Source organism: Halobaculum sp. XH14, from assembly GCF_032116555.1.
Classification (GTDB): Archaea; Halobacteriota; Halobacteria; order Halobacteriales; family Haloferacaceae; genus Halorarum; species Halorarum halobium.
Genome location: NZ_CP134949.1, coordinates 3291003 through 3317796 on the forward strand (window position 1 = coordinate 3291003; position 26794 = coordinate 3317796).

Annotated in this window: 21 protein-coding genes; 9 read left to right on the forward strand and 12 right to left on the reverse strand. The window is 69.5% G+C overall.

All coding sequences use genetic code 11. The features are described 5' to 3' along the window. Nucleotides 1-240: 240 nt before the first annotated feature. The 3 genes from RJT50_RS16725 (at nt 241) to RJT50_RS16735 (ending at nt 2942) form a co-directional block, all read left to right on the forward strand. Nucleotides 241-579: a DUF5783 family protein gene (locus RJT50_RS16725; protein WP_313692851.1), complete on the forward strand. Its 339-nt coding sequence runs from the start codon at nt 241-243 to the stop codon at nt 577-579. Between the two features lie 69 nt (nt 580-648). Next, a complete protein-coding gene (locus RJT50_RS16730; RefSeq protein WP_313692853.1) occupies nt 649-1029 on the forward strand; it encodes a NifU family protein in 381 nt (126 codons plus the stop codon). A 311-nt stretch (nt 1030-1340) separates the two neighbouring features. Then, the gene (locus RJT50_RS16735; RefSeq protein WP_313692854.1) at nt 1341-2942 is read left to right on the forward strand and encodes a sulfatase; all 1602 of its coding nucleotides are present in this window, start codon (nt 1341-1343) and stop codon (nt 2940-2942) included. A gap of 121 nt (nt 2943-3063) precedes the next feature. Here the strand turns inward: RJT50_RS16735 and RJT50_RS16740 are convergent, their stop codons facing one another. Further along, the gene (locus RJT50_RS16740) at nt 3064-3981 is read right to left on the reverse strand and encodes a ketopantoate reductase family protein (protein WP_313692855.1); all 918 of its coding nucleotides are present in this window, start codon (nt 3979-3981) and stop codon (nt 3064-3066) included. Between the two features lie 97 nt (nt 3982-4078). Continuing rightward, nucleotides 4079-4372 (reverse strand): DUF7130 family rubredoxin-like protein, encoded by a 294-nt coding sequence (locus RJT50_RS16745; RefSeq protein WP_313692858.1) that lies wholly within the window; start codon nt 4370-4372, stop codon nt 4079-4081. 363 nt (nt 4373-4735) lie between these two features. Between RJT50_RS16745 and RJT50_RS16750 the strand changes: the two genes are divergently transcribed. Continuing rightward, a complete protein-coding gene (locus RJT50_RS16750) occupies nt 4736-5377 on the forward strand; it encodes a hypothetical protein (protein WP_313692859.1) in 642 nt (213 codons plus the stop codon). 29 nt (nt 5378-5406) lie between these two features. Here the strand turns inward: RJT50_RS16750 and RJT50_RS16755 are convergent, their stop codons facing one another. Beyond that, the gene (locus RJT50_RS16755) at nt 5407-8994 is read right to left on the reverse strand and encodes a DNA polymerase II large subunit (protein ID WP_313692860.1); all 3588 of its coding nucleotides are present in this window, start codon (nt 8992-8994) and stop codon (nt 5407-5409) included. A gap of 39 nt (nt 8995-9033) precedes the next feature. Then, nucleotides 9034-9453, reverse strand: a complete 420-nt coding sequence (locus RJT50_RS16760; RefSeq protein ID WP_313692861.1) for a PPC domain-containing DNA-binding protein — start codon at nt 9451-9453, stop codon at nt 9034-9036. Between the two features lie 332 nt (nt 9454-9785). Here RJT50_RS16760 and RJT50_RS16765 point away from each other — a divergent pair, with 332 nt between their 5' ends. Then, nucleotides 9786-10589 carry a nucleoside phosphorylase gene (locus tag RJT50_RS16765; RefSeq protein WP_313692863.1) on the forward strand — a complete coding sequence of 268 codons (804 nt, stop codon included), beginning with the start codon at nt 9786-9788 and terminating at the stop codon, nt 10587-10589. Between the two features lie 39 nt (nt 10590-10628). Here the strand turns inward: RJT50_RS16765 and RJT50_RS16770 are convergent, their stop codons facing one another. Further along, a complete protein-coding gene (locus RJT50_RS16770; RefSeq protein ID WP_313692864.1) occupies nt 10629-10997 on the reverse strand; it encodes an Hsp20/alpha crystallin family protein in 369 nt (122 codons plus the stop codon). Between the two features lie 122 nt (nt 10998-11119). Further along, on the reverse strand, nt 11120-12247 hold the full coding sequence (locus RJT50_RS16775) for an ORC1-type DNA replication protein (protein ID WP_313692865.1): 1128 nt from the start codon (nt 12245-12247) through the stop codon (nt 11120-11122). A 187-nt stretch (nt 12248-12434) separates the two neighbouring features. On the opposite strand from RJT50_RS16775, the gene RJT50_RS16780 reads away from it, so the two are divergent. Beyond that, a complete protein-coding gene (locus tag RJT50_RS16780) occupies nt 12435-13040 on the forward strand; it encodes a Pycsar system effector family protein (RefSeq protein WP_313692866.1) in 606 nt (201 codons plus the stop codon). Nucleotides 13041-13286: 246 nt separating this feature from the next. Here the strand turns inward: RJT50_RS16780 and RJT50_RS16785 are convergent, their stop codons facing one another. After that, on the reverse strand, nt 13287-15356 hold the full coding sequence (locus RJT50_RS16785; protein WP_313692867.1) for a helix-hairpin-helix domain-containing protein: 2070 nt from the start codon (nt 15354-15356) through the stop codon (nt 13287-13289). A gap of 373 nt (nt 15357-15729) precedes the next feature. On the opposite strand from RJT50_RS16785, the gene mutS reads away from it, so the two are divergent. Next, complete coding sequence (gene mutS, locus RJT50_RS16790; protein WP_313692870.1) at nt 15730-18495, forward strand: DNA mismatch repair protein MutS; 2766 nt, start codon at nt 15730-15732, stop codon at nt 18493-18495. Further along, nucleotides 18488-20203, forward strand: coding sequence for a DNA mismatch repair endonuclease MutL (gene mutL, locus RJT50_RS16795; protein WP_313692872.1), 1716 nt, complete (start codon nt 18488-18490; stop codon nt 20201-20203). The genes mutS and mutL overlap by 8 nt, the downstream gene beginning before the upstream one ends. A gap of 6 nt (nt 20204-20209) precedes the next feature. On the opposite strand, the gene RJT50_RS16800 is transcribed toward mutL, so the two are convergent. The 5 genes from RJT50_RS16800 to RJT50_RS16820 form a co-directional block, all read right to left on the reverse strand. Then, entirely contained in the window at nt 20210-20557 is a 348-nt protein-coding gene (locus RJT50_RS16800; protein ID WP_313692874.1) for a DUF7573 domain-containing protein, read from the reverse strand. A gap of 267 nt (nt 20558-20824) precedes the next feature. After that, nucleotides 20825-21649: an MBL fold metallo-hydrolase gene (locus tag RJT50_RS16805; RefSeq protein WP_313692876.1), complete on the reverse strand. Its 825-nt coding sequence runs from the start codon at nt 21647-21649 to the stop codon at nt 20825-20827. 95 nt (nt 21650-21744) lie between these two features. Continuing rightward, nucleotides 21745-23166, reverse strand: coding sequence for an ATP-binding protein (locus RJT50_RS16810; RefSeq protein WP_313692879.1), 1422 nt, complete (start codon nt 23164-23166; stop codon nt 21745-21747). Between the two features lie 26 nt (nt 23167-23192). Next, on the reverse strand, nt 23193-25010 hold the full coding sequence (locus RJT50_RS16815) for a flippase activity-associated protein Agl23 (RefSeq protein WP_313692880.1): 1818 nt from the start codon (nt 25008-25010) through the stop codon (nt 23193-23195). Nucleotides 25011-25055: 45 nt separating this feature from the next. Continuing rightward, the gene (locus tag RJT50_RS16820) at nt 25056-25421 is read right to left on the reverse strand and encodes a cupin domain-containing protein (RefSeq protein ID WP_313692883.1); all 366 of its coding nucleotides are present in this window, start codon (nt 25419-25421) and stop codon (nt 25056-25058) included. A gap of 154 nt (nt 25422-25575) precedes the next feature. On the opposite strand from RJT50_RS16820, the gene RJT50_RS16825 reads away from it, so the two are divergent. Continuing rightward, a complete protein-coding gene (locus tag RJT50_RS16825) occupies nt 25576-26709 on the forward strand; it encodes a thiolase family protein (protein ID WP_313692885.1) in 1134 nt (377 codons plus the stop codon). The last annotated feature ends 85 nt before the right edge of the window (nt 26710-26794 follow it).

Sequence of the window (26794 nt, forward strand, 5' to 3'; positions counted from 1 at the left end):
GAACACCGTCATTAATTGAACGTTTAATCAACTTAGCGCTTGGGATCGACCGCGGAGCAGCCGGCACACCGCTCACCCGGCCAACGATTCGGGCTGACGCCCCGGCCGACGGCCACGTCCGACGCGGCGTCGGTCGGGCCGAGTTCGGTGTTGGCGCCGGTTCAGTAATTCGATATCGCGCCATACAGTTTACGACCGCGACCGTCGGGCTTACGTCGCCACCGACGGAATCGACCGATAATGGCCGAGTTCGACCCGGAAAAGTTCGAGGACAAGTACGTCCACTACTTCGCGGAGCTCCAGCGCGCGTACAAGAACGCGTTCGAGACGATGAACGACCGCTACGACTCGCAGTTGATCCATGGCATCGACCAGCAGATCCTGAACGAGAGCGAGCCGTTCTACGACGCCGAGTCGGGGGCGTTCCGCGTCGACCTCCCCGAGAACCCGGCCGACCGGCTCACGGCGGTCGTCGTCGATGACGGGAAACTCGAGGAAACCCTTGAGCGGTACGTCGAGGAGATCGAGTCCGAACTGTACCGGGTGTTCGACCTCGAACCGCCGTCTGGGAGCCGGTAACCCACGAAACTAACGGAATCTCTCCGCCGAGCACAAGGCATAAACCGGCGTGCTCCCTACCGTTCGGTAATGAGCACAGACTCTCAGGACGCCGACGACGACCTGCGCGAGCGGGTCACGAACTTCCTGCGGCGCAACTTCCCGCAGATCCAGATGCACGGCGGCAGCGCGGCCATCCAGCACCTCGACCGCGAAAGCGGCGAGATCCACATCGCGCTCGGCGGCGCGTGCTCGGGCTGTGGCATCTCCCCGATGACGATCCAGGCGATCAAGTCGCGCATGACCAAGGAGATTCCCGAGATCACGAAGGTCCACGCGGACACGGGCATGGGCGGCGGTGGCGACGGCGACCTCGGCGGCATGAGCCACTCGGGCGGCGCGTCCCCGTCGTTCCCGGGCGAGACCAGCGACGACGGCGAGTCCGACGAAGGCCCCCAGGCCCCGTTCTAGCGCGCGGTTCTCCTCTTCGATTTTCACGACCCCGTAGCCCCTGCTGAGCGATCGTGGTCGAACTGCCAAACGCCGGCAGTAGCGACGCTCTGGAACCGGACTTCTGTGGCCGAGCTCTACCCGAAAACGAAGGAGTAAATCTCATTTCGCTATATCGAATTTGCCTCGAGCGGCGAACGGTCGTCCGTCCCGACGAGATTCCTCCCGCTGAAACTTCCGTTCCGGGCCCGTGTCGACCGAGGAGGCGGATTCGGTCCCGGTGGCTCACGGAGACCAGAAGACGTATTCGGCGTGGGGCGGTTTCGCCGGGTATGACTCAGGAGTCGCCGGGGAACGTCCTCTTCGTCGTCCTCGATACGGTCCGGAAGGACCGGCTCGGCCCGTACGGGTACGAGCGCGACACGACGCCCGGCCTCGACGCCTTCGCCGAGGAAGCGACGGTCTTCGAGAACGCGGTCGCGCCCGCACCCTGGACGCTCCCGGTCCACGCCTCGCTGTTCACCGGCATGTACCCGCACCGCCACGGTGCCGACCAGGAGAACCCCTACCTCGAGGGCGCGACGACGCTCGCCGAGACGCTCTCCGCGGCGGGGTACGAGACCGCCTGCTACTCCTCGAACGCCTGGATCACGCCCTACACCCACCTCACCGACGGCTTCGACGACCAGGACAACTTCTTCGAGGTGATGCCGGGCGACTTCCTCTCGGGGCCGCTCGCGCGGGCCTGGAAGACGATGAACGACAACGAGACGCTTCGTTCCCTGGCGGACAAGCTCGTCTCGCTCGGCAACGTTGCACACGAGTACCTCGCCTCGGGGTCGGGAGCCGACTCCAAGACGCCGGCCGTCATCGACCGGACGAAGTCGTTCGTCGACGACGCCGCGGCCGCGGACGACGACTGGTTCGCGTTCATCAACCTGATGGACGCCCACTTGCCGTACCACCCGCCCCAGGAGTACGTCGACGAGTACGCGCCCGGGGTCGATTCGACCGCCGTCTGCCAGAACTCGAAGGAGTACAACGCCGGCGCCCGCGACATCGACGACGACGAGTGGGTCGACATCCGGAACCTGTACGACGCCGAGATCGCCCACATCGACGACCAGCTCACCCGGCTGTTCGACTGGCTGAAGGCGACCGACCGGTGGGAGGACACCGCCGTCGTCGTCTGTGCGGACCACGGCGAACTCCTCGGCGAGCACGACCTCTACGGCCACGAGTTCGCCCTTTACGACCAGCTCGTCAACGTCCCGCTGCTGGTGAAACACCCCGACCTCGACGGCGGCCGCCGCGAGGACACGGTCGAACTCCTCGACTGCTATCACACCGTGCTCGACGCGCTCGACGTCGATGGCGGCGAGCCGGCCGCCGCCGACGAGGAGGCGGTTCCCCTCGACCGGACCCGCTCGCTGCTCTCCGATTCGTACCGCCTGTTTGCGGATTCGAGCGACCCGGACCCCGGACAGGCCGCATCGCCCGACGGGACCCACGGCTTCGTCGAGTACTCGCGACCCGTCGTGGAGCTGAACCAGTTGGAGGAGAAGGCGACGTCGGCCGGCATCGAACTGCCGGAGGACTCACGGTTCTACAGCCGGATGCGCGCGGCCCGGAGCACCGCGGCGAAGTACGTCCGCATCGACCGGATCCCGGACGAGGCGTACCGGCTCGACGAGGACCCGGGCGAGACGAGGAACGTCGCAAGCGAGCCCGAGCGCGCATCCGAGAGCCGGCCGGAGGCCGACGAACCCGACGACGCGGCGGTCGAGGCCGCGGAAACGGCGCTCGGCGCGTTCGAGTCGGAGGCCGGCGGCGCGTGGACCGACGCCGCCGAGGGCGAGGTCAGCGACGACTCGCTCGCCGACATGGAGGAGGAGGCCACCGAACGGCTCCGCGACCTGGGCTACGTCGAGTAACGCTACGAGGAGTCGTCGGAGCGATTCTGCCGACCATACAGCGATTTTTCTCGTTCGTTCCATACGGCTGAAGCTGCCATACTGCGAAACGATTCGGAGAGACGTTTCGCCGCTGCCGGCGTCAGGAGGAGTCGGCGGGTCGCAGGTCCCGTTCGGCCTCCCAGGTACGCACGAGCGCGGCGAGCGTCCGGTTCGTCGGCACCGACACGCCGGCGGCGTCGCCGCGTGCGAGAACGGCCCCGTTGATGGCGTCGACCTCGGTCCGCCGGCCGGCGTCGACGTCCTGGGACATCGAGGAGCGGTTGGCAGCCGTCTCGTCGACGACCGCACGGAGCGCCGCGACGGCGTCGTCGTCCCCGAGGTCGACCCCCTCCGCCCGGGCGGCGCGGGCCGTCTCGCGGGCCGCCCGTTCGGCGAGATCGCCGGCCGGCGGTTCGGCGAGCGCCCCGTTTCGAACGCGGGCCAGCGCGGTGACGGCGTTGATGCCGGCGTTCACGGCCAGTTTCTCGAAGCGCCGGCGGGCCATCGCGGGGTCGGCCTCGCAGTCGAGGCCGGCCGCGCGAAACGCCGCGGCGACGCGCTCGGCCCGGTCGCTCGCGCCGCCGTCGAGTTCGCCGACGTGGATCCGCCCGACGCCGGTACAGCGGACGTGACCGGGCTCGACGAGTTCCGCGCCGTAGGTCGCGGTGCCGGCGAGCACGCGGTCGTCCAGTTCCGCGCGGAGCTCCTCCTCGGTCAGGCCGTTCTGGAGCGAGCAGACGAGGTCGACGTCCACGTCGGGGGCGGCGAGCGCGGCGGCCGCCGCGGACGTGTCGTATGATTTCACCGTGACGAGCGCGAGGTCCGCGTCGACCGTCCCGAGGTCGGTTCCCGCGTCCGGGCGGACCGTGGCATCGAGTTCGCCGGAGAGCCGGAGGCCGCGGTCGCGGATCCGGGCGACGTGTGGGTTGCGCCCGACGAGCGTGACCGCGTGTTCGCGGGCGAGCGCGCCGCCGACGAGGCTCCCGAGCGCGCCGGCGCCGAACACGACGATGTCCATGCCACGGGATGGCGCGTGGGCGAAAAGAACGGTTCGGTCCGCGGGCGGTGCGTGGTCGCCCCCGGATCTCTCCGATTCGGTCCGCAGTGTGCCGGTTTCAGTCCTCGGTCCAGTAGTAGATGTGTTCGCGCGGGGCGCCGCAGTTCGGGCACTCGACGGGCAGGTCGTCGTCGATCTCGCCCATCTCGCCGCAGTCGCTACAGCGCCACATCAGTTCGCCCTCGCCGAACTCGTGGCCGGCGCGCTCGTGTTCGATCGACAGCGACTCGATGCCGTCGCGGGTCGTCACGTAGAAGCCGTCCTCGTCGAAGCCGCGAACGGTGCCGAGTGAGCGGCCCGATTCGGTGTAGACGGTCTGCCCGACGCCGACGCTCGGTTGCTCGTCGCTCATGCGCATTGGTACCACGGCGGGGCGATTAAATCCGCCGGCGAATCGGTCGTCTTGCAACTCTGAAATCGAGGTTCTAGTGCGTACGCTTCTACGGCCTGAGGATGGTAACGTACGCTAAGAACCCCGCCAACAGCGCCACGATAAACGCGATTACGTTAGCTCCGATTCCGACGCTAATTGGGAGGCTGCTTGTGAGGACTAACCACGTTACCAGCACGAGTAGCGCTGTGAGCAGTCCGATTATTTGGGCAGCGAGTCTAACCACTGTTCGACACCTCGAACGCCTGGGATGCTATCATCGAGTGCATCGCGTTTTTCTGTGAGCCAGTAGATACTTGGAACCGCCGAGAATACGGGTGTTTAGTGAACGAGAAGCCCGATTTCGAGAAGGAGAAGTCAGGGTTCGTAAACGAGAAACGACGGGGTGAAGATCCACCTGACTTCTTGACTGAAAAACTCGACAACAATATGAATAGAGAATTAATGCAGATTGCGGTCCTCAGAGAACTCTATCAAGGAAATCGTCCATACTATTCGCTGTCACAGATCCAGGGGCGATTTGGTGCGTCGAAAAAGACGGTGGGGAGTCGCCTTGACGAAATGACTGAGTTAGGTGTTTTGAGGAAGGGGGTTATCAATAACGGCGATCATTGGTGGATTGACTGGGGTATCTCTGAATATCCGATTCCACCGGATGTAGAAGTTTACGAACCCAATGACGAGGAGACGGTTTCAGAGTTTTTCAACAAGCTTCACATCCAGATGGGAGTCATTGCACTCCTTGCTACGGTGATTGGTGGAGCAGTTGTGTGGCTAGGCACGCTTCAGATAAGTGGTGCATTTTCGCTTCCAGTACCGGCCTCGGACATTCTCTCAGTTGGGCTGCTCACACAGGCTGTAGCGTATATGCTTCTGCTCGTGGCGATTGTTGTTTGGATGATGCAGAAAGCAATCAGCTCTGATGAAGAAGAAATCGACATATACCGCCTGCTTGGCAGAGAATAGAGATTCAATGACTCTGAAAGCCGTTTTATTTACATGAAGTCCGCGATGCCCGATTGCTTGTTCTTGTCGTTCTCGAACACCGACTCCAGCGAGCGCTCGAGGATCTCCAGGCGCTGTTTCGTGTACTCCCGGCAGTCGAACTCGTCGGCGACCTGGATGGCCGTGTCCATGTACTTGTTCACCGAGCCCTGGTGGACCGTCAGCGTCATCCGGCCGCCACACTCCCGGCAGTCGCCCGTAAGCGGCATCCGGCGGTACTTCTCCCCGCAGTCCAGACAGCGGGTCTCCTGCCGGGAGAACGCCCGGAGGTTGCCGATGAGGTCCGGCAGGAAGTGGTACTCGATGACCCGCTCGGCGACGTCCGTCTCGTCGACCGCGCGGAGCTTCCGGGCGAGTTCGAGCTGGGCGTCCATCTTGTCCATCATGGACCCGAGCGTCTTGTACGCCGAGAGGTCCGGACCGAGCGCGATGTCCGAGGTGTCGTGGGTGTGGTCGAACCCGCGGTACTCGTCGTCGGTGCCGAGCGTGTCCTCGCCGAGCTGGATCCGGTCTTCCACCGCACCCGGATCGGCCATCTCCAGGGTCGCCTCGTAGAACTCGCGGGGGTAGCGCCGCACGATGTCCATGTTGTGCGCCTCGTCGTCGATCTCGGCGGGGTCGATGCGCGAGGACATCACCAGCGGTGCGTCCATCCGCCCGCCGCGCTTGTCCGGGAGGAACTGCTTCGAGAAGTTGAGCAGGCCGTCCATGAGGAGCATCACGCAATCTTCATCCCCGTCACAGTTCCGGCGCTTCGATGCGTGAAAATACGGGTGGGCGTAGCCGACCGCCGCACTCGTGAACCCGACGACCCGCCCCACGACCGCCGCGCTCGTGTGGGGTGCCATCCCGAAGACGAGTTCGCCGACGAGGTCGTCGCGCCCGTTCACCTCGTAGAACGGGTCCAGCCCGTAGAAGTCGGCGAGGAGTTCGTCGACGAAGTCGGCCGTCTTCATCATGTGGTCGGCGGCGCCGTCCGAGAGGACGATGTCCTGCACTTTCAGCTCGACCAGCTGCTCGTCGTGGACCAGCGGCTCGCCGTCGATGTCGGTCTCGTAGCCGAGTTCGCGGAAGTGATCGGCGGTGACGTCGAGTTCCTCCGGCCGGACCGACGTGACGGGCAGGTCCGTCATGTCGTAGCGCACGGTGCCGTCCTTGAACGCCGAGACGCCGTGTTTCGCGCGCAACACGCCCTTCTCCAGCGGCTCGGGCGTCTTGTTCGCGGAGGTGAGCCCCTTCACCCCTTTGAGGATCTCGAAGGACGCTTCCCGCTCGTCGAGCGCGTCGAGCGCGTTCCAGTACTCGTCGTTGAGGTCGAGCCGCTGCCAGGCGACGCTCTCGACTTCCCGCTCACAGCGGGGACACTCGACCCGGCCGGACTCGTCCGGCTCACAGACCGTGCCGCAGTCCTCGCACTCGAAGTGGGGCTCCGTGTGGGCCCCACAGTCCGGGCAGACGTTCTCGAACGTTCGTTCCGAACAGTCCGGGCAGGCGCGCTCGCCGAGCAGGACGTCGAAGACGCCGCGGCCGTGGTCGGTCCGCTCGCGGGCCGCCTCGCCCACGGAGCGCTGGCTGCCGCCGAAGTCGCGGATGGGGAACAGCGCGTGGACCGCCGGCGAGAGCTCGCGGCTCTCGGACTTCTCCGGGCGACCCATCCGGTTGCCGATGCGTGTCGGGGCGCGCTCGCGCACCGCGAACTCCGCCACCTCGTTCACCGCCTCGACGGCGTTGTCGCCGTCGGCCCAGGTGCGGGCCCGCTCGCTCAGGTCGTCGAGCTCCCAGTCCCGGCGCAGTCCGTCGGTCACGCCCAGCTGTCGGAGCAGCGGCCGGAAGTCGGAGATGCGCAGCGCGTCGGGCGTCTGGCTGTGCTCGACGAGCAGCGATTCGAGCGTCCGCCGGGTCGAGTCGGTGTGCTCGACCGCGAGCACCTCGCCCGTGACCTCGCCGGCGGCGGTCGCGGCCGCGAGTTCCGCGTACGCCTCGACGGAGACGTCGTGCCAGCAGTAGGTGTAGGCGGGGTGGAGCGGCGCGTCGTACTCCTCGACCCAGGCGAGCGCCCGGTCGGCGTCCGGGTCCGCCAGGTCCATCCGGGGGTCGTCCCGGAGCGCCTGCAGGTCCGCGCCGGCGGCCGCGAGGTCCTGTTCCCACCACTCCCGCACGTAGGAGGCGGGCGCGAGCGGGTGGTTGTTCTCGACGAACTCGCCGTAGTTCACGAGGTACTCCCCCAGGTCGATGATCTCCTCGACGCCGTTTCGCACCTCCAGGGCCTCCGCGGGGTCGTCGATGCGGCGCACGTCGCCGTTCGCCAGCCGGACCGTCGGCCCCTCGATGGAGTCGACGGGGACGACGCCGCCGGCCTTCCCCGGCCGCTCGGTCTTGATCTGGGTGCCGGCGGCGAGGAAGTCGTCGACGATGTGCATCGTCGCCGGGTGGACGCCGGCGGTCGCGAAGCCGTGGTTGCGCGCCCGGCCGTAGCGCAGGCGGAACCCGCCCGCCTCCGAGGGGTGGCCGAACACCGGCCGGCCGGCGATGAGGTCCCGGAGGAACTTCCCCGTCGGCTCGACGCGCTTCGGGCCGTCGGCGGCAACCGGGGAGCCGTCGGGAGCGTCGAGTTCCGTCTCGGCGGCAGCCCCGTCGCCGTCGGCGTTCTCGGCGCTCGCTCCGTCGGCGTCCGCGTCCGAACCCTCGTCCGCGTCGGCACCGTCACCCCCCTCCGCGTCCGCGTCGTCGCCGCTCTCGTTGTAGGTGCCGTCGATGAGGTCCTGGAGCCAGGGCCAGTCGACCTCCTCGAGCTGGCGGGTGTAGCGCTGGATCTTGGGGGCCTTCAGCGCGATGCCCTCGGCCAGGACGAGACACATGCCGCCGCGGGCGGAGTTGGTGTCGACCCGCTCGAGGTCGCGGAAGCCGGAGACCTCCTCGTCCCCGGTCGCCTCCCCGTCGAGCATGATCGGCATGTGCTCGGCGATGAACTTCGTCTCCTCGTCCTTGGGCGTGTACTGGAGTCCCGTCTCGGTATCGTACAGCGAGATCTCCTCGGCGTAGCGCTCGACCTCGTCGCCCCGCGGCGCGTACTCCTCGACGTCGAGCAGCGAGCGCGCGTAGTCGGCGACGAGCACGGAGAGCGCCTGCGCGGTCCCGCCCGCCGAGCGGATCGGGCCGGCGTAGTAGACGTTCACGAACTCCGTGCCGTCGTCGTTCTGGATCAGTTCCACCCGGTCGATCCCCTCGATGGGCGCGGCGACGACGCCCTCGGTGAGCAGCGCCACGGCGGTCCGGACCGCGCCCTCGATCTTCCCCTCGCGGGAGTCGAAGTCGCCGACGTCGCCGTCGACGAAGTCCGTGACGAGTTCGAGCGCGGCCTCCTCGCGGGAGAACTCGCCCTCCAGTTCGCGGACGCGCTCGGCGACGCCCGGGATGCCGAGGATGTTCTCCACGCGGTCGGCCATGTCGCGGGCGACCGGGATCTCGATCTCCGGTTCGGGGTCCTTCCCCTGGCCCTTCGCGGCCTCGGCGCGGTCGAACGCCTCGTCGAGGCGCTCCTCGATGCGGGCGAAGTAGCGCTCGTCGTCGGGTCTCACGCGTCGGCCTCCGGTCCCGAATTCATCCGTCGACCCCCGTCACAGCCAGAGGTCCAGGTCGGTCACGTCGTCGCGTTCGCGTTCCAGCGGCGTCTCGAACGCGCGGAGGTACGCCTCCCCCGCGAACACGGTGCCGGCGTTGAGGTGGCCCGCGAGCGCCTGGCCGCTGCGGCGCGAGAGCACGGCGTGGGTGTGCGCGAAGCGCTCGCCGTCCAGCAGCGCGACGTTGCCCACGCAGGCCGCGACCTCCAGCGGCTCGTCGAACTCGACCGAGCGGTACTCCGTCTCATCCTGATCGTAGAACCAGACCTCCGCGTCCTCCACCGCGCCCATCGCGGTGAACCAGCCCGCGTCGGCCTCGACGCGGTCGGCCAGGGCCTCGAGTTCGGCGCGCCAGTCGCTCCCCGTCTCCAGGCGCGCGAGGTACTCGCCGTCGGTCTCGACCTCGCGGTAGTTCATGTCCCGACGGTCGTCCGACTGGGTGTAAAGGGTTTCTCTCGGGCCGGGCGGGGAACGGGTCGCGTCGGACGAACCTGCCACGTCGACGGCGTCGGCCGAACCGTCCACGCCGGGGAACCAGTCGGGGTGCGGTGGCGGTCACGCGAGCGGAGCGAGGCTGAGTTTCGAGGAGTTCGCTCCGAGGGCCGGGAGGGTGAGGCCTACTCACCGCCAGCAGCAGTGATCCGCGAGCCCATACTACTGGCAGGATCGAAACACCGGCGAGTCCACGGAACCGACACGATCGAACACGCTCGAAACCTTCTTTCACGACCGGGCGACACGTCCCGAAGATGCCGTTCCCGAACGCCGACGGGAAACACGAGTGGGACGCGCTCGTCACCCCCGAAAGGAGCGCCGAGTACAGCCGCGACGTTGAGGGGCCCGGTCCCGAGACGATGCCCGAGGCGGTCGTCCTCTGCTACAGCCGCGACCTCATGGAGCACCTCGTCGAGACGCGTCCCGGGACGCACGTGGACGACTTCTACGGCGACCTGTACCTGTTCGACGAGACCGACGGGCGGGTCGGCGTCCACGGGAACTTCGGCATCGGCGCGCCGACGGCCGCGATGGTGCTGGAGGATCTGGCCGCGGCCGGCGTCGGGGCGTTCCTCTCGGTCGGGTTCGCCGGCTGTCTCGACGACGCGGTCGGGATGGGCGATGTCGTCGTCCCCGACCGCGCCATCCGCGACGAGGGGACCTCACACCACTACGCCGCCGCCGGGGTGGACGCCGTCCCGACCGAATCGCTCCTGGCCGAGACGAAGCGAGTCCTCCGCGACGACGGCGACGATCCGTTCCACGTCGGGCCCACCTGGACCACCGACGCCATCTACCGGGAGACGGGACGGGAGGTCGAGCGATACGCCGACGAGGGCGTGCTCACCGTCGAGATGGAGGCCGCCGCGGTGTTCACCGTCGCCGCCCACCGCGGGGTCGACGCGGCCGCGATGTTCGTGGCCAGCGACTACCTCGGCCCGGCCGACTGGGAGCCGAAGTTCCACCTGACGACGGCGGACCTGCGGCGGCTGGGCGAGACGGCGGCGCGCGTGCTCGCGGCGTACGTCGGGGCGGAATCGATCGAAAACGGGGACTGAACGGCGGGGACGGGTTCGCCAACGGAACCACGCCCGACGTCACTGTACCTCGATGGGGGTGCCGCGCGGGGCGGCGTTCTGGAGCACCGGCAGCCGGACCTCGAGCACGCCGTTCTCATAGGCGGCCTCGATCTCGTCCGGTTCGATCTCCTTTGGCATCCGGAACGTCCGGTGGGACGTCTTCCGCCGGTTTCGCTCCTCCTCGTCCCGCTCGGCCGAGACGTTCAGCCGGCCCTCGTACCAGTGGAGGTCGATGTCCTCGCGCTCGAAGCCGGGCAGTTCGACCGTCAGGACGAAGTCGCCGTCCTCCTCGTACAGTTCGTAGTCGGTGCGCCCGCTCCCGAACAGGCGGGAGGGGAGGTCGAGACTCTGCGTCCAGTTGCTGGTGGGACTCGTCGGTAGCGCCATTCTCCCTCACCCGGACGGTCGTATGTGGCCGGGTGAACAAAGATTTTGTGGTATTTTTCGCATCCCATCACGAATGACAGCAGTAATATGGAGAATAACGGGCAGTGTGGAAGTTTCGACGGTCACTCCAGCCGATCCAGCACCGCGTCCGGCTCGTACGCCAGCGACAGCGACCGCGACCGCCCGCGCCCGTCGACCTCGGCGTACTCGGTTTCCAGCACCCCGAGCTGCTCCAGCTTGTTGATGATCTCCGAGTAGCGCGTGTACCCCAGGTCGGTCCGCTCGTGGAACGCCTCGTACACGTCGCCGGCCTGCTCGCCGTCGTGGGTGGCCAGCACCTCCACCAGCCCGCGCTCGGACTCGGAGAGTCCCCGCAGCGAGCGGGAGAGGTGGACGTACTTCGACTTGTCGTACGCCTCCTCCACGTCGTCGGTCGAGATGGTCTTGGAGGCGCGCATCTCGGCGTTCAGCCCCGCGCGGCGGAGCAGGTCGATGCCGACCCGGAGGTCGCCCGACTCGGCGGTCAGCTCGGCGACGCGGTCGAGTTCCGTCGTGGCGAGCACGCCCTCGTTGAAGCCGCGCTTGGCGCGCTCGCCGAGGATGTCGACGATCTCGCCGACCCCGTACGTCGGGAAGTACACCTCCTCGGGCCGGAACACCGACTGGACGCGCGAGTCGAGGTCGTCCATCACGTCCAGCGAGAGGTCCGAGGAGATGCAGATGACGCCGATCTTCGCGCCCGAGTGGGCCTCGTGGGCCCGCAGCAGCGAGTAGAGCGTGTCGGAGGCCTCGTTCTCGTAGAACAGGTAGTTCACGTCGTCGAGCGCGACGACGAGCACGTCGTCCTCCTCGACCAGCTCGTCGGTGATCTGGCCGAACAGCTTCTTGAACGAGATGCCCGAGGAGGGCGGCTCGTAGTCGAACAGCCCCTCGAACACGCGCGAGAAGACGGCGTAGCGCGTCGAGTCCACCTGACAGTTCACCCGGACCGTCTCGACGTCGGTCTGGGCGTGCAGTTCGCCGAACAGCTTCTGGACCGCCGTCGTCTTCCCGGTTCCCGGCGGGCCGCGGACGATCGTGTTGAGCGGGCGGGAGCCGCGCGCGGCGGGACGCAGCGCGTACTTCAGCGACTCCAGCTGGCTCTCCCGGTGCCGGAACGTCTCCGGCACGTAGTCGATCTCGAAGACGTGTTCGTCCCTGAACACGGACTCGTCCCACGACAGCATCCCCTCCTCGGGGTCACCGGGCATCGTGCTAGAGGTGTCGCGCCCCGGACCACTTAACCGTTTGCTGGTGGTGCGGCGGAAGTGAAAGTGGTCGTTTCAGAACGTAATGTCCGACTTCGTCGCTATTTTTGTTTCAGTTCCAGTCGGTTCGACACGCGTTCGATACGACGCTGAACTGAATGTTAATATATCATGGCGGGGGGTGAGAAGTATGGACGAGGAGGGGTCCGAGGAGTCGGTCGATCTCGCGCTGGAGCAAGCACGGCGTGTCGTGGACGATCAGTTGCAAACGCTGTCGGACATCGACTCGAAAGCGATCAAAATCCTTCGGCTCAACGTCGTTCTCATCGGTGCAGCTGTGAGTATCCTTTCCGTTTCGGTTCGATCGAACGGCTTTCCGAGCGCGCGATTAGTGAACGGATATACGGTAGTCGGTGGGATGTTGCTCCTGTCATCTACGTTAACAGCTGCAGCGACGTATACGGCATCGACGGTGAAGGCCGGACCGAGCAGTTCCGACGTTTGGAGGATGATTTCCGGGAAGTACGATCCCGACGCAGTAAAACAGGGGTTGGCGGGAAGCTACGCCGACTGGATCGACCGGAACTACCGAACGAACGTCAAGAATGCACCCGTCCTGACGACGACGATTCTCTCGCTCGCGATCGCATTCATCTGCTTCTCGGTTGGAGTAGTCGAGGCGGTGAGAGGACCGTTGCCAGTTGCTACTGTCGTTGTTATCCCTGTTCTGGTAGGGGTGTCAGTCCGGCGAACTGGATTGATCAATCAAATCAGACGCGCATACCGCGAGCGCTGAGGATGGGCGAGTGTTTAACGACGGAGACCGAGTAAGAGAATCCATGAGCGAGGCCGAATCGGAGGAGTCCGAAAAAGAGATCCCCACGTTCGAAGGACAGGTCATCTTCAAGGGAGACTTCGACGAGGAAGACGAACCCACTCGGAGCCCCGGCGAAGAGTGAGTGGCAAGGAAAATTACGGCGAAGACGACGAAGAGAACGGACTCGGAACCGAAAATCCGGACGGTGCTGACGAGTAACGGAGCTCAGAACTTCTCCAGCAGCCCCTCGTAAAAGCCCGCCGCCCCGCCCTCCCCCGACTCCTCCGAGAGCTTCTCGACGATCAACTCGGGCGTCGAGCGCGCCAGGTGGTCCTTCCGCGGCGACCGGTTCACCACCAGTTCGCCGTCCTCCAGCCCCACCGCCTCGATGCCGTCCACGGCGACGTCGAAGTCGGCCGCCGCGCGGATCTCGCGGGCCAGGTGGGAGACGAACACCGCCGTCGTGCCCTGGCCGGAGAGCGCCTCGAGGATGCCCGCGATGATCTTCGCGGACGCCCCCGGTTCGGTGATCGACTCCAGTTCGTCGACGAGCACCAGCCGTCCGGTCGCGCCCTCGACGAGGTCGCCGAAGTCGCGCAGGGTCGACTCGAACGCGCCGGCGTCGAGGGTGCCCTGCGACTTCGCGTAGTAGTGCAGTTCCGAGAAGCGCTGCAGGCGTAGCGACTCGGCGGGGACTGGCAGGCCCATGTGCGCGAGCGTGACGACGAGCGCGGCCAGGTCCAGCGTGGACGTCTTCCCGCCGGAGTTCACGCCCGAGAGGAGCGTCACGCCGGACACGTCGTAGTCGACCGGGTCGACGTCGCCGAACTCGACGTCGAGCAGCGGCGAGCGGCCGGCCTCGATGGCGAACCCGGCGTCCTCGTTCGATTCCGGGGCGGCGTCGCCGCCAGCCCCGGCGTTCGCTCCCGCGCCCGCGCCGACTCCCCCACCCGCGGCCGGGCCGCCGACGAACTCCGGCATCGTACAGTCGAAGTCGCGGGCGAACCGCGAGACGGCGAGTTCCACGTCCAGTTCCAGCGCGTCGCCGACGAGCGCCTCGACGTCCTCGCGCAGTTCGGCCAGATCCGCGGCGAGGTCGGCCTTCAGTTCGGAGGCGCGCCGGTCCCGCGCGGCCTTCAGTTCGGTCCGCAGTCGGGCCAGCGGCTCCTCGTTGTGCTCGACCGGGAACGTCGGGTCGCCGGCGAAGACCCGCTCCGCGAACTCGACTTCCCCCGATTCGAGGCCGAGCGCGTCCACGAAGTGTTCGCGGGCCTTCCGGAGCGCCTCGTCGTACTCGTCGGAGAGTTCCCGGGAGAGCAGTTGGTCGACCCGCGCGCCCTGCTCGACCAGCGAGAGGAAGTCCTGGCCCTGGATGGTGACGTCCTGCTCGCGGATGGCGTCCCGCAGGTGGTCGTTCGCCACCGAGGCCGCGGTGCTGGCGGCGGCGTCGAGGTCGTCCACCGCGTTCGAGAGCCGCCGGAGTTCGTCGTCGCCGAGCACGGTGCCGTCCTCGTCCAGCCGCGAGAGCACGTCGCGCAGGTCCGCGAGGTCCGCGGCGGGGTCCATGCCGGCGGCCTCGTGGACCGCCGCCGCGGCCTCCAGCCGGTCGCGGTTCTCCGCGAAGAAGGACAGCAGGCGCTCGGGCGCGACCGTCTCGACGTTCTCCTCGGGGTCGGTGACCACGCGAACGTCGCCGTCCACGTCGATGCCGGCGAACTGCTCGTCGAGCGCGATCACGGTCGAGTACGAGCGCGCGAGTTCCGCGAGGTCGCGAGCGTCCTCGACCACCTCGACGGAGAGTTCGGGGAACGCGGCCTCGGCCGCGGCGAACCGCTCGGCGTCGGCGGTGGCGAGCGCCCGCTCGCGGACCCGCAGGCCGCGCGGCTCGGAGAGGGGTTCGACGCCCGCGAGGGCGTCGAGCACCGCCTCGTCCGGCTCCCGCTCGACGGCCTCGGCCGCCCACTCGCGGACCTCCTCGATGCGGGACCCCGCGGGACTGGGGTACAGCGTCCGGAGTCGCTTGCGGGCGTAGTCGGTGACGGCGCGGTCCTGGAGGAGCGCGAGCGCGTCGGCGTACACCTCGTCCGCGCGGTCGGTCGCGGCCCACCCGCCGGGGTCGTCGTGCCGGCGGCGGATGGCACCCTGCGCGACGGCGGCCGCGCGGCCCTCGGTGAGGCCGGGCGCGCGGGCGAGCGTCGCCACGTCGCCCTCGCGGAGGGCGGCCGCCGGGTCGTCGAGGTCCGAGAGCGCCTCGGCGGTCTTCTCCCCGACGCCCGGGATCGACGTGAACTCCATTCGCTCCGGGAGTTATCGGGGCTCGTGAAAAGCGTTCCCGAGCGTGTGGGTCGGTGACGCTTGCGTAGCGATGGCGTTTCGATGTGGTGATTCGGTGGGTACCTGTGAGGAGATGTCCGGCGCTGACGGCCTCGTGCCGGCCGTGTGGAAGCAGACCACTGCTGCGCTCCGGTGAGACGCCACCGGCCTCCCCGGCCGATCGCGATGCTCGCTCGCTGGCGCTCGCGGTCGTCTCCGAGCGATTCGCGGTCCGAACGGTCGAACCAACCACGTCCACCGTACCGTCCACACCGACCGCCGAACCACCCGACCCAACCACGAAACCGCGGAGCGGGGCGAAACGCTTTCGCCCCTCCACCGCCCCACCACGCCCATGGTAACGGGCGCGCCGGCGAAGATGCTCGATCGCCGGGACGAACTCACGCCCATGCTCGCCCAGTACGTCGACCTCGCCGAGGAGTACGACGACGCCGTCCTCCTGTTCCGCGTCGGCGACTTCTACAAGGCGTTCTGTGAAACCGCCGACGAGGTCGCCCGGGTCTGTGAACTCACGCGCATCGAGCGCGAGGACTCGACGGGCACCTACACCGCCTGTGGCATCCCCGTCGACAACGCCGCCAAGTACCTCGACCGCCTGCTCGAGGCCGAGTTCCGCCTCGCGGTCGCCGACCAGGTCGAGGACCCCGAGGAGACGAACGGCCTCGTCGACCGCGCGGTCACGCAGGTCATCACCCCCGGCACGGTGGTCGACGACGAACTGCTCGCGGCCGGGTCGAACACGTACGTGGCCTGTGTGACCCGAGGCGGCACCGGTAACGCCGCCGAGGTGGGTGCCCGAGGCGGCTACCAGGACGCCGGCGAGGTGCGTGGCGACGCGGAGCCCCACCCCGAACCCGAGTACGGCCTCGCCCACGTCGACGTCTCGACGGGCGAATGTGCCGCGACCGCCGGCAGCCTCGCCGAGGTCCGCGAGGAACTGGCACGGATCGCCCCCGCGGAACTCCTGACCGGACCCAGCGTCGGGGCGGCCGACGAGGTGGATGCGGCCGAAGGCGTGGACACCGACGACGAGGTGGACGCCACTGCCCTCGCCGACGGCGCGATGGTCACCGACTACGACCCGGCCGTCTTCGAGCCCGACGCCGCCAGCGACCGACTCGACGCCTACGCCGACCCGGGACGGTTCGACCCCGCGGCTGCGACCGCCGCGGGCGCGCTGCTCGCCTACGCCGAGTGGGCGCAGGGCGACGACGGCCCGCTCGGGCACGTCAACCGCGTCCGGCGGTACGACCCCCGGCGGAGCCTCCGGATCGACGCGACCGCGCTCCGCGGCCTGGAGCTGTTCGAGACGCACGCCGGCGGCGGCGCGACGCTGTTCGACACGCTCGACGAGACGCGCTCCGCGCTCGGCCGCCGCCGCCTCCGGGCGTGGCTCCGTCGACCTCTCCTCGACCGCGAGCGGGTCGAAGCCCGCCACGACGCGGTCGCGGCGTTCGCCGACCACACGCTCGTCCGCGAGGAAGTCCGGGACCTGCTCGGGGAGGCGTACGACCTCGAACGGCTCGTCGGTCGCGTGACCCGTGGCCGGGCCGACGCGCGGGACCTGCGGTCGCTCCACGCGACGCTCGAGGCGGTGCCCGAGATCAGGGACGCGCTCGCGGAGGCACCCGAACTCGACTCCCTCCGCGACTCGCTCGACCCGCTCGCGGACCTGCGTGAGCGCATCGACGACGCGGTCGTCGAGGACCCGCCGACCGACGTCACCGACGGCGGGCTCATCCGCGACGGCTTCGACGCCGACCTCGACGACGTTCGGGGGACCGCGCGCGAGGGGCGCGAGTGGGTGGCGAACCTCGAGTCCTCCGAGCGCGAGCGGACCGGCATCGACAACCTGGAAGTGGGCTACAACCGCGTCCACGGCTACTACATCGAGGTGACGAACGGGCGGCTCGACGCCGTGCCCGACGACTACACCCGCCGGCAGACGCTCAAGAACTCCGAGCGGTTCTACACGCCCGAACTGAAGCGCCGCGAGGACGAGATTCTCGGCGCCGAGGAGCGCGCGGACCGGCTGGAGTACGAACTGTTCACCGACGTCCGGGCCGAGGTCGCCGCCGAGGCCGAGCGGATCCAGGGGCTCGCGGACGCCATCGCCCGCGTCGACGCGCTGTCCGCGCTCGCGACCGCCGCGGTCGAGCGGAACTACGCCCGGCCCGAACTCGGCGCGGACGGCGTCTTCGTCGAGGGGGGCCGCCACCCGGTCGTCGAGCGCACCGAACCCGAGTTCGTCCCGAACGACGCCGACCTGCCGACGGGAACGGTCGCGCTCGTCACCGGCCCGAACATGAGCGGGAAGTCGACGTACATGCGCCAGGTCGCGCTCTGCGTCGTGCTCGCGCAGGCCGGGTCGTTCGTCCCCGCCCAGTCGGCCCGCCTGCCCGTCGTCGACCGCGTGTTCACCCGCGTCGGGGCGAGCGACGACATCGCGGGCGGCGAGTCGACGTTCATGCGCGAGATGCGCGAACTGACCGACATCCTCCACGACGCGACCGGCGACTCGCTGGTCGTCCTCGACGAGGTGGGTCGCGGCACCGCCACCACCGACGGCCGGGCCATCGCCCGCGCCGCCGTCGAGTTCCTCCACGACGAACTCGAGGCGACCGCGCTGTTTGCGACCCACTACCACGACCTCACCGAACTCGCCGGCGAGCGCGAGCGCGTCCGGAACCTCCACTTCGCGGCGACCCGCGAGGGCGGCGACGTGACGTTCCTCCACCGCGCGAAACCCGGGGCGGCGGCCGCCTCCTACGGCGTCGAGGTCGCGGAACTGGCCGGCGTCCCCGACGCGGTGGTGGATCGGGCGCGGGCGCTCGTCGACGGCGAGGATGGCGGAGTCGGCGCGGACGCCACGGGTGCCGACGGGACGGGTGCGGACGCGGCCGGGGACGCCGGCGGCGACCCGGCCCAGCGCACCCTCGACGAACTGGGTCCCGGGACCGACCGGCCACGGGAGGAACTCACCGACGCCGAGCGCGAGACGCTCGCGGCGTTGCGAGCCACGGACGTTGCGGACACGACCCCCATCGAGGCGCTGAACCGGCTGAACGACCTGCAGCGGCTGCTCGAGGCCGATGACTGACTCCGCGAGCACCGGTACCGATTCCGTCCGGGAACTCGACGGCGACACGGTCGAGCGCATCGCCGCCGGCGAGGTGATCACCCGACCCGCCCGCGTCGTCGCCGAACTCGTCGAGAACGCGCTCGACGCCGGGGCCGAGCGGATCGACGTCGCGGTCGACGGCGACGGCACCGAGCGAATCCGCGTCGCCGACGACGGCCACGGAATGGGCCGGGCCGACGCCGCGCTCGCGGTCGAACCGCACACGACGAGCAAGATTCGTGACGCGAGCGACCTCGCGGTCGCCGACAGCCTCGGCTTCCGCGGCGAGGCGCTCGCCAGCGTCGCCGACGCGGGGACGCTCGAACTGACGACGAACGCGGACGGGAGCGGCGGGGAGGGGGACGCGAGCGACGGCACGGGGCGGACCGGCGAGGGCGACGTCGGCACCCGCGTCCGCGTCGCCGACGGCGAGACGACGGTCGCGGACGCGGGCCGGGCGCGGGGGACGACCGTCGAGGTGACGGACCTGTTCGCCGACCGGCCCGCCCGCCGGGAGTCGCTCGCCTCGCCGGCCAGGGAGTTCGGGTGCGTCTCGGAACTGGTCGCGGACTACGCGCTGGCTCGGCCCGAGGTGGCGTTCTCGCTCTCCCACGACGGCCGCGAGACGCTCCGGACGCCGGGCACCGGCACGACCGACGCGCTCGTCGCGGTGTACGACCGCGAGGCCGCCGGGCACGCGACGGCGTTCGACCACCGGGCCGAACTCGGTTCCCGGATCGAACTCCGCGCGGAGGGCGCGCTCGTCGCGCCGGCCGTCACGCGCTCGACCCGCGAGCACGTCCACCTCGCGGTGAACGGCCGGCCGGTGACGAACGAGGCGCTCCGCCGCGCCGTTGTCGCGGGGTACGGCACGCTGCTCCCCTCGGGCCGCGAACCGGTCGCGGTCGTCCGCCTCTCGCTCCCCGCCGCGGCCGTCGACGCGAACGTCCACCCGGCGAAGGAGCGCGTCGCGCTCCGCGAGGGCGACGCCGTCGCCGACGCGGTCGAGACCGGCGTCCGGGACGCGCTCACGACGGCCGACCTCCGACGCTCGGGCGAGGTGGCGATGGACCTCGACTCGTCGCTCGCGCCCGTCGAGGGCGCGGACTCGGAGTTCGCGGACGCGACGGTCATCGGCCAGTTCCGCGACCTCTACGTGCTGTGTGAGACCGACGACGGCCTGCTCGTGGTCGACCAGCACGCGGCCCACGAGCGGGTGAACTTCGAGCGCCTGCGGGCCGCGCTGGCCGACGAGGCGGTTCCCTCGGCCGAGGTCGACCCCGCTGCGACCGTCTCGCTCGACCCGGGTGCGGCCGCCGCGGTCGAGGGGAACGCCGACGCGCTCGCCGAACTGGGCTTCGCGTTCGACCGATTCGGCGGGACCACGTACCGCGTGACGGGGGCCCCCGCACCGCTCGGCCGCGTCGCCGACGCGGACGCGCTGGGCGAGACGGCCGCGTCGCTCGACGGCGGGGAGGCGGACCCGCGCGAGGCGGCGCTGGCGGACCTGGCGTGTCACCCGTCGCTGAAGGCCGGCGACGCGCTCGACCGGGAGACGGCGAGCAGGCTCGTGGAACGGCTCGGCGAGTGCGAGCAGCCCCACGCCTGCCCGCACGGCCGGCCGACGACCCTCACCGTCGGGGAGGCGACGCTGGCCGACGGGTTCGAGCGCCACGGGCGGCGGTAGCTACCGCTACCACTCCTTGCAGTCGGGGCAGACGTACTCGCCGTCCTGCCGCCAGCGCGTGGAGACCTGCCCGCCGCAGCCGGCACACTCGCCCCCGTCGGGCGACCAGTCGTAGGTCGGCTCGGCGGGGTCGACGTCGTGGGAGTCCCGACCCCGTTCGTCGCCGGCCGGTTCGGTCGGTTCCGGCTCCGGTTCGGTCGATTCCGAATCCGGTTCGGTACCGGGGGCGGGCTCGTCCCCCGAGGGATTCGGTTCGTCCTCGTCGGCGTCGCCGGACTCGGCCTGCGGGTCGGTCGCTGTCGACTCGCTCCCCTCGGTCCCGAGAAAGTCGTCGAGCGAGTGGTCCCCCGTCACTGTCGGCAGGTGGGCTCCCGCGGGCATAACTCCGGCGCGATCCGTTCGCGTGGAACTCTCGGAAACCCCCGGTCGTCTGCCGTGGCGTGTCGCGTTCGGTTCCGTCTCGGCGTTCGTGGCGGCCGCCTCGAAAGCCGACGCGACGACCGAATCGGCGTACGATCGGACGACGGCGTGGGAGTGGAATCGGAGGGCGGCGTGGGATTTCGAGCCGGTCGAGACGGGTGAAACTGCCTCGCTGGACGCCGAGGAGACCGCCACGAGGACCTACAACTCGTACACCTCACCGTCCACCGCTAGCGGCTCCGCGAACGCCTCGTCGGCCGGGTAGAAGTGCGCGACGTGGACGATCCGCGTCTCCGCCGCACCCAGATCGGCCGCCAGCGCAAGCGCCCCCTCCCTGGTCATGTGCTTGGTGCCGAACGTCCGCGGGACGCCGTCGGGCCCCCGGTCCGTGCCCCCGAGCGGGTGATGCTCACAGAGGCTCGCGGGGACGATGCCGTCCGCCAGGAGCAGGTCCGGGTCGGCCAGCACGCGGCGGGACTCCGCCGGCACGTCGTAGCTCGTATCGCCCGAGAGCGACAGCTTCGCGCCCGTCTCGGGGTCCTCGACCGCCAGCCCGTAACAGACCAGCGGCGGGTGATCCACCGGGACGAACGTCACGTCCAGTCCGCAGACGCGGGCCGGTTCGAGCGGCGTCACGTCGTGGACCGACACGCGGTCGAGGTAGTCGTACTTCGAGCGGATCGTGTCCGCGACCGACTCGCCCGTCGCGGGGTCTGTCTCGTCGGCGGCGTACACCGGCAGGTCGTCGAACAGGCGGTAGGCGTTCCCGAGGCCGTCGAGGTGGTCGAAGTGGACGTGCGTGACGATGCCCGCGTCGGGAAGCGGCGCGTCCGAATCGAGGAACTGCCGGCGGAAGTCGGGCGAGAAGTCGATCAGGAGCGACTCGCCGGTGCGCCCGTTCTCGACGTGGACCGAGAAGCGCGAGCGCTCCACGCCCCGCTCGCGGGCCGCTCGGCAGGTGTCGCAGTCGCACCCGACGGTGGGCGTGCCGGTCGTATCGCCCGTGCCGAGCAGGGTGACGCGCATTCGCTACCCGGCCGAAGGCGGGCGGGGGAGTAAGGGGTGTCGGAGTCGGCGGTCGCGGGGAACCGAACGGTCATCTCGGTTCCGTGTGGGCCCGTTCAGTCGTCGTGCGAGTGGTCGTGCCCGTCGTGGTCGTGATCGTGTCCGTCGTGGGAACGGTCGTGGTCGTCCGACGCCTCGCCGCCGTCGCCGGCGACCTCGGGCACCTCCGCGCCCTCGCCCTCGATCATGTCCATGTTCTTCAGGTTGTCGCGCTCCTCGAAGTCCTCGACGGCGTCCATGATGTCCGCCTGTGTGATGGACATGCGCTCCTCGGTGAGCGCCTCGAGCACCGCCTCCCGAAGCACCATCCGGAGGTCCGAGCCGGTCAGGCCCTCGGTCCGCTCCGCGGCCTCCTGGGAGTCGAAGTCCGCGATCTCCATCCGCCGGGTGATGATCTCGAGGATGTCGGCGCGCATCTGGCGGTCCGGCTTCGGGAAGTTGACGATCTCGTCGAAGCGCCGCCAGGCGGCCGCGTCGAGCTGGTCGGGGTGGTTCGTCGCCGAGATGAGCAGCACCTCGTCGCGGACCAGCGAGATGTCGTCGATGCTCTTGAGCAGGGTGTTGACCGCGCGCTTGAGCGCCGCGTGCTCGTCGCTCCGACGGGTCTTCGCCACCGAGTCGAACTCGTCGATGAAGAGGATACACGGCGCGAGTCGCTTCGCCACCTCGAACGTCTTCTCGACGTTCTTCGCCGTCTCGCCGAGGTACTGGCTCGTCACCATCGAGAGCTTCACCTCGACGAACGGGAGGCCGAGTTCGTGGGCCAGCGCGCGGGCCGCGGTCGTCTTGCCGGTGCCGGGCGGGCCGACGAACAGCAGCTTCCCGATCTCGCGCAGGCCGATCCGGGCGAGGTACTCGCGGTGCTCGATCGCCTTCATCAGCTTCCGGATCTCGCCCTCCTGGTCGTCGGTGAGCACGAGGTCCCGCAGGGTCATCTCGATCTCCTCGGGCGCTTTCACCGTGACGAGATCGAGCATGCCGTCGCCGTCCTCGTCCTCGTCGTCGTCGAAGTACTCGTCGAGCAGCGCGTCGATCCAGACGCGGTCCGCGCGGATCGGGCGGTTCTCGGCGCGCGCCTCCTCGTGGGTGACGTCGAACTCGGCGTCGGCCTCCTCGGCGACCTTCGCGAGCACCGGGTTCGCCAGGAGTCGGTCGTCGTCGACCCGTTCGAGCAGCCACTCGGTCGCCATGTCGGGCTGGGTAAGCTCGAGTTCGCCGGAGAACTCGGTTCGCTGGGTGAACAGCAGGTCGGAGATCGCCTCCCAGGGTCGTTCGACCCCGGTCGCTGTCGTCGCGTTCGGTTCGGTCACGTGGAGCGGGCGGTCGACCCCGCCGGGGCCGGCCTCGTCCTCGGGGGCGTCGCTCCAGAAGACGCGCCGGTAGCGCGGCGGGAGGTCGTCGGCGTCGAGGCCGCGGTCCTCCGTGTATCGGCTGGCGGTGACGAGGAGTTCGACCACGTCCACTGCCGGGTCACTCATCCCACTCTACTTCCCACTCGGTCCGTTTAAGCACGTCGAAGCGTGCGAGCGTTCCGCCCGCGTGGCGCGGGAATCGACGCCGCACGATCAGCCCCGTCCGACGCCAGATCGTACAACCCCGGCTCGGTGAACACGACGACGGTGTTGCCGTACAGCGCGAAGTCGTACTCCTGCCGGACGTAGCCGTCCAGCAGCGGGGCGACCTCGCCAGCCTCGTCGGCCGCCGCGACCACGACCGGCGGCGGGTCCTCGGGCACCGCGTCGGGAGAACGCGCGTACGACGTCTCCGCGCCGGCCCGTTCGGTGTACCACGGGAGCGGGAGCCGGTTGATCCACCAGCCGAGCCAGTCCGGGTTCGTCCGCGGCGGCACGGCCGCGACGGATTCGTTCGGCAGCCAGAACTGCTCGCCGTAGTAGAGCACGCCGCCCGACCCCGCGGCCGCCTCGACGTCGTTCGACAGCGGGTCGAGGTCGTCCCCCGGTTGTGCACCCTGCGCGAGGAAGTTCACCCGGGGCGTGGGCTCCGAGTAGGACGTCGTGACGGCGACGAACCCGGCCTGCGTCCCGACGAGGAGGACGACGCAGGCGAGCGCGGCGGCGGCGAAACGGTCGCCTCCGGTCCACCAGCGCCGCCCGCTCCGGAGCACCGCGACGGCGCCGACCGAGGCGGGCACCGCGAGCGGGACGAGCGCGTGGACCGCGAGCCAGGGGGCCATGATGTCGGCCGCCAGCGGGTAGCCGGCGAGCGCGACGAGGCCCCAGGCGGCGGTTGCGACGACCAGGGGACGAGGGGGTCGGCGGGAGTCGTCGGGGACGCCACGGAGCGAACGCGGGACCGCTCGACGGAGTTCCCCCACGAACCCGAGCAGCGCCGCGCCGTACAGCGCCGCGCCGCCGACGGCGACGCTGCCGAGCAGGTGCGCGAGGAACGGGAGGTACGGGTGGTCGTGCGTGCCGGCCCAGAGGCTCCCCGCGAACGACTCCCACGCGCCGACGGTCCCGGCCGACAGCACCGCGACCGGCTGGCCGGCGAGGTCGCCGAGGCCGGGCGAGTAGCCTCGCGGGACGTAGAAGAACCAGGCGACGAGCAGCGCGAGCAGCAGTGCGGGGACCGCCGCCGGGAGCAGCGGTCGGAGCCGTGTGATCGCGTCGCGGACGGGCGCGGCGGGACCGTCGTCCCCCTCCCTGCCGTTCCACCACAGGACCGCCAGCCCGACGCCCGCGGCCCCCCCGACGCAGAACAGGTAGACGACGACGTTCTCCTTCGTCGTCAGCGCGAGGCCGAGGAGGAGGCCGGCGGCGAGGAGGTCACGGACCGCGGCCGTTGGCCGTCTGGGGGCAGTCCGGTACGCGCGATACGCCAGCGCGAACGCCGCGAACGCGAACGCGGCCAGCGGGACGTCGGCGCGGAAGAAGCGCGAGAAGAACAGCAGCAGCGGGTTGCACGCGAGGAAGGCTGCGAGCGCGACGACCTCGGCGCCCTCCAGCGCGTCGCGGAACGCGAGCGCCGTCAGGGGCAGCGCCGCGCCCAGCAGTGCGGGAAGCAGGCGGACGACGAACTCGCTCGGACCGAACGCCGAGAGGAGGGGCGCGGTCGCGATCTCGAGGAACGGCCCGTGGACGATGGGCCGGTAGGCGTAGTGGCCCGTGTCGACGTAGCGGAGCGTCCAGTAGCCGACGCGGGCCTCGTCGAAGTGCATCGCGCGGGCGCCCAGGTCCCACAGCCGGAGGACGAGCGCGAGGAGGGCGAGGAGCGCGACCGCGCGCCGGGGGGTGCGAACTGCGGCGTCGAGGGCGCCACGGAGGGTGGCGACCGGCTCTCGCGCGATGCTACGGAGCGTCACGGGCCCGACTGTGGTGGCCTGGGGTAAGTGTCTTCCCGAGTGGGGTCAGCCGACCCGGTCGGCGTCGGTGCGCGTCCGCTCGGACTCGACGTTGCCGGTGTTGCGGGTCTCGCTCGGTTCGAACAGCAGGATTTCGGCCGCCTCCTCGGCGACCGGGCGGTGTTCGACCCCTCGCGGGACGACGAGGAGTTCGCCCTCGCGGAGCAGGACGTCGTCCCCCTCCTCGAACTCGATGCGGACCTCGCCCGACCGAACAAGGAACAGTTCGTCGGCCTCCTCGTGGTGGTGCCACACGAACTCGCCCTCGACCTTGGCGAGTTTGACCGCCTGTCCGTTGAGTTCGGCCGCGAGCCGCGGTGCCCACTGCTCGTCGAACGACCCGAACGCCTCGTCCAGGTTGACCTTCTCCATACGCTACGGTCGACGGGCGCGGTGTTGACTCCTCCGCTCACCGTGTCCCCGGGCCGCGACCAGTCGGCCCGACGGCGCCCGCCTCCGCTCCAACGCGACGCAACGAGCCCGCGGTTCTCCCGGATTTATTGGCATGGACCACCCATTCCCGTCCATGGCAACGCCCGTCATCGCGGCCGCTCACCGAACGGCGTTCGGCAAGGGCGGCGGCGTCTTCGCCGACACCCGGAGCGAGGACCTGTCCGTCGCGCTCATCGACCACATCCTGGAGTCGTACGACATCGACCCCGACGACGTGGACGACCTCATGTGGGGCGTCGCACAGCAGCGCGGCGAGCAGGACAACAACGTCGCGCGAGTCATCGCGCTCCTCTCGGAACTGGGCGAGAACACGCCCGCGACGAGCATCAACCGCTGGTGTGCCTCCTCGATGCAGGCGGTCATCTCGGCCTCCGACGCCATCGCGGCGGGCAACCGCGACTGCATCATCGCCGGCGGCGTCGAGAACATGTCCCGCGTGCCGATGGACGGCGACTCCTACGAGCACCTCCACCCGGAACTCTCGGAGGCGTACAACGTGTTCCAGCTCCAGATGGGCATGACCGCCGAGAAGGTCGCCGAGGAGTACGACGTCTCCCGGGAGGCCCAGGACGAGTACGCCGCGCGGAGCCACCACCGCGCCGCGGAGGCGACCGAGTCGGGCCGGTTCGACGACGAGATCGTCCCCATCGAGACCGACGACGGCGTCGTCACCGAGGACGAGGGCATCCGCCCGGACACGGACGTCGAGACGCTCGCGGGGCTCCCGCCGGCGTTCACCGGCGACGGCTCGGTGACGGCCGGCAACTCCTCGCAGATCTCTGACGGCGCGGCGGCGACGCTCGTCTGCTCGCGCGAGTTCGCGGACGAGCACGGCCTCGACGTCCTCGCGGAAGTGGGGATGAACAACGTCGCCGGCGTCAATCCGACGGTGATGGGCATCGGCCCGGTGCCGGCCACGCGCGGCCTGCTGGAGCGGAACGGCCGTTCCATCGAGGACTACGACCTCGTGGAACTGAACGAGGCGTTCGCCTCCCAGTGTGAGTACGCGCGGCGGGAGCTTGGGATTCCGGAGGAGCAGTACAACGTCAACGGCGGCGCCATCGCGATCGGTCACCCGCTGGGTGCCTCGGGTGCGAGGCTGCCGGTAACGCTGATCCACGAGATGATCGAGCGCGACGTGGACCGCGGACTGGCGACGCTGTGTGTCGGGTTCGGGCAGGGCGCGGCGATCGAGTTCAGTCGGTAGAGGCTGCGTTTTCTGCAGTTCATGATACTTTTCCGTAGGCTGTCGGGTCGAACGGTGGCAAATCGGAGTGGCTTGAAAGCCCCCA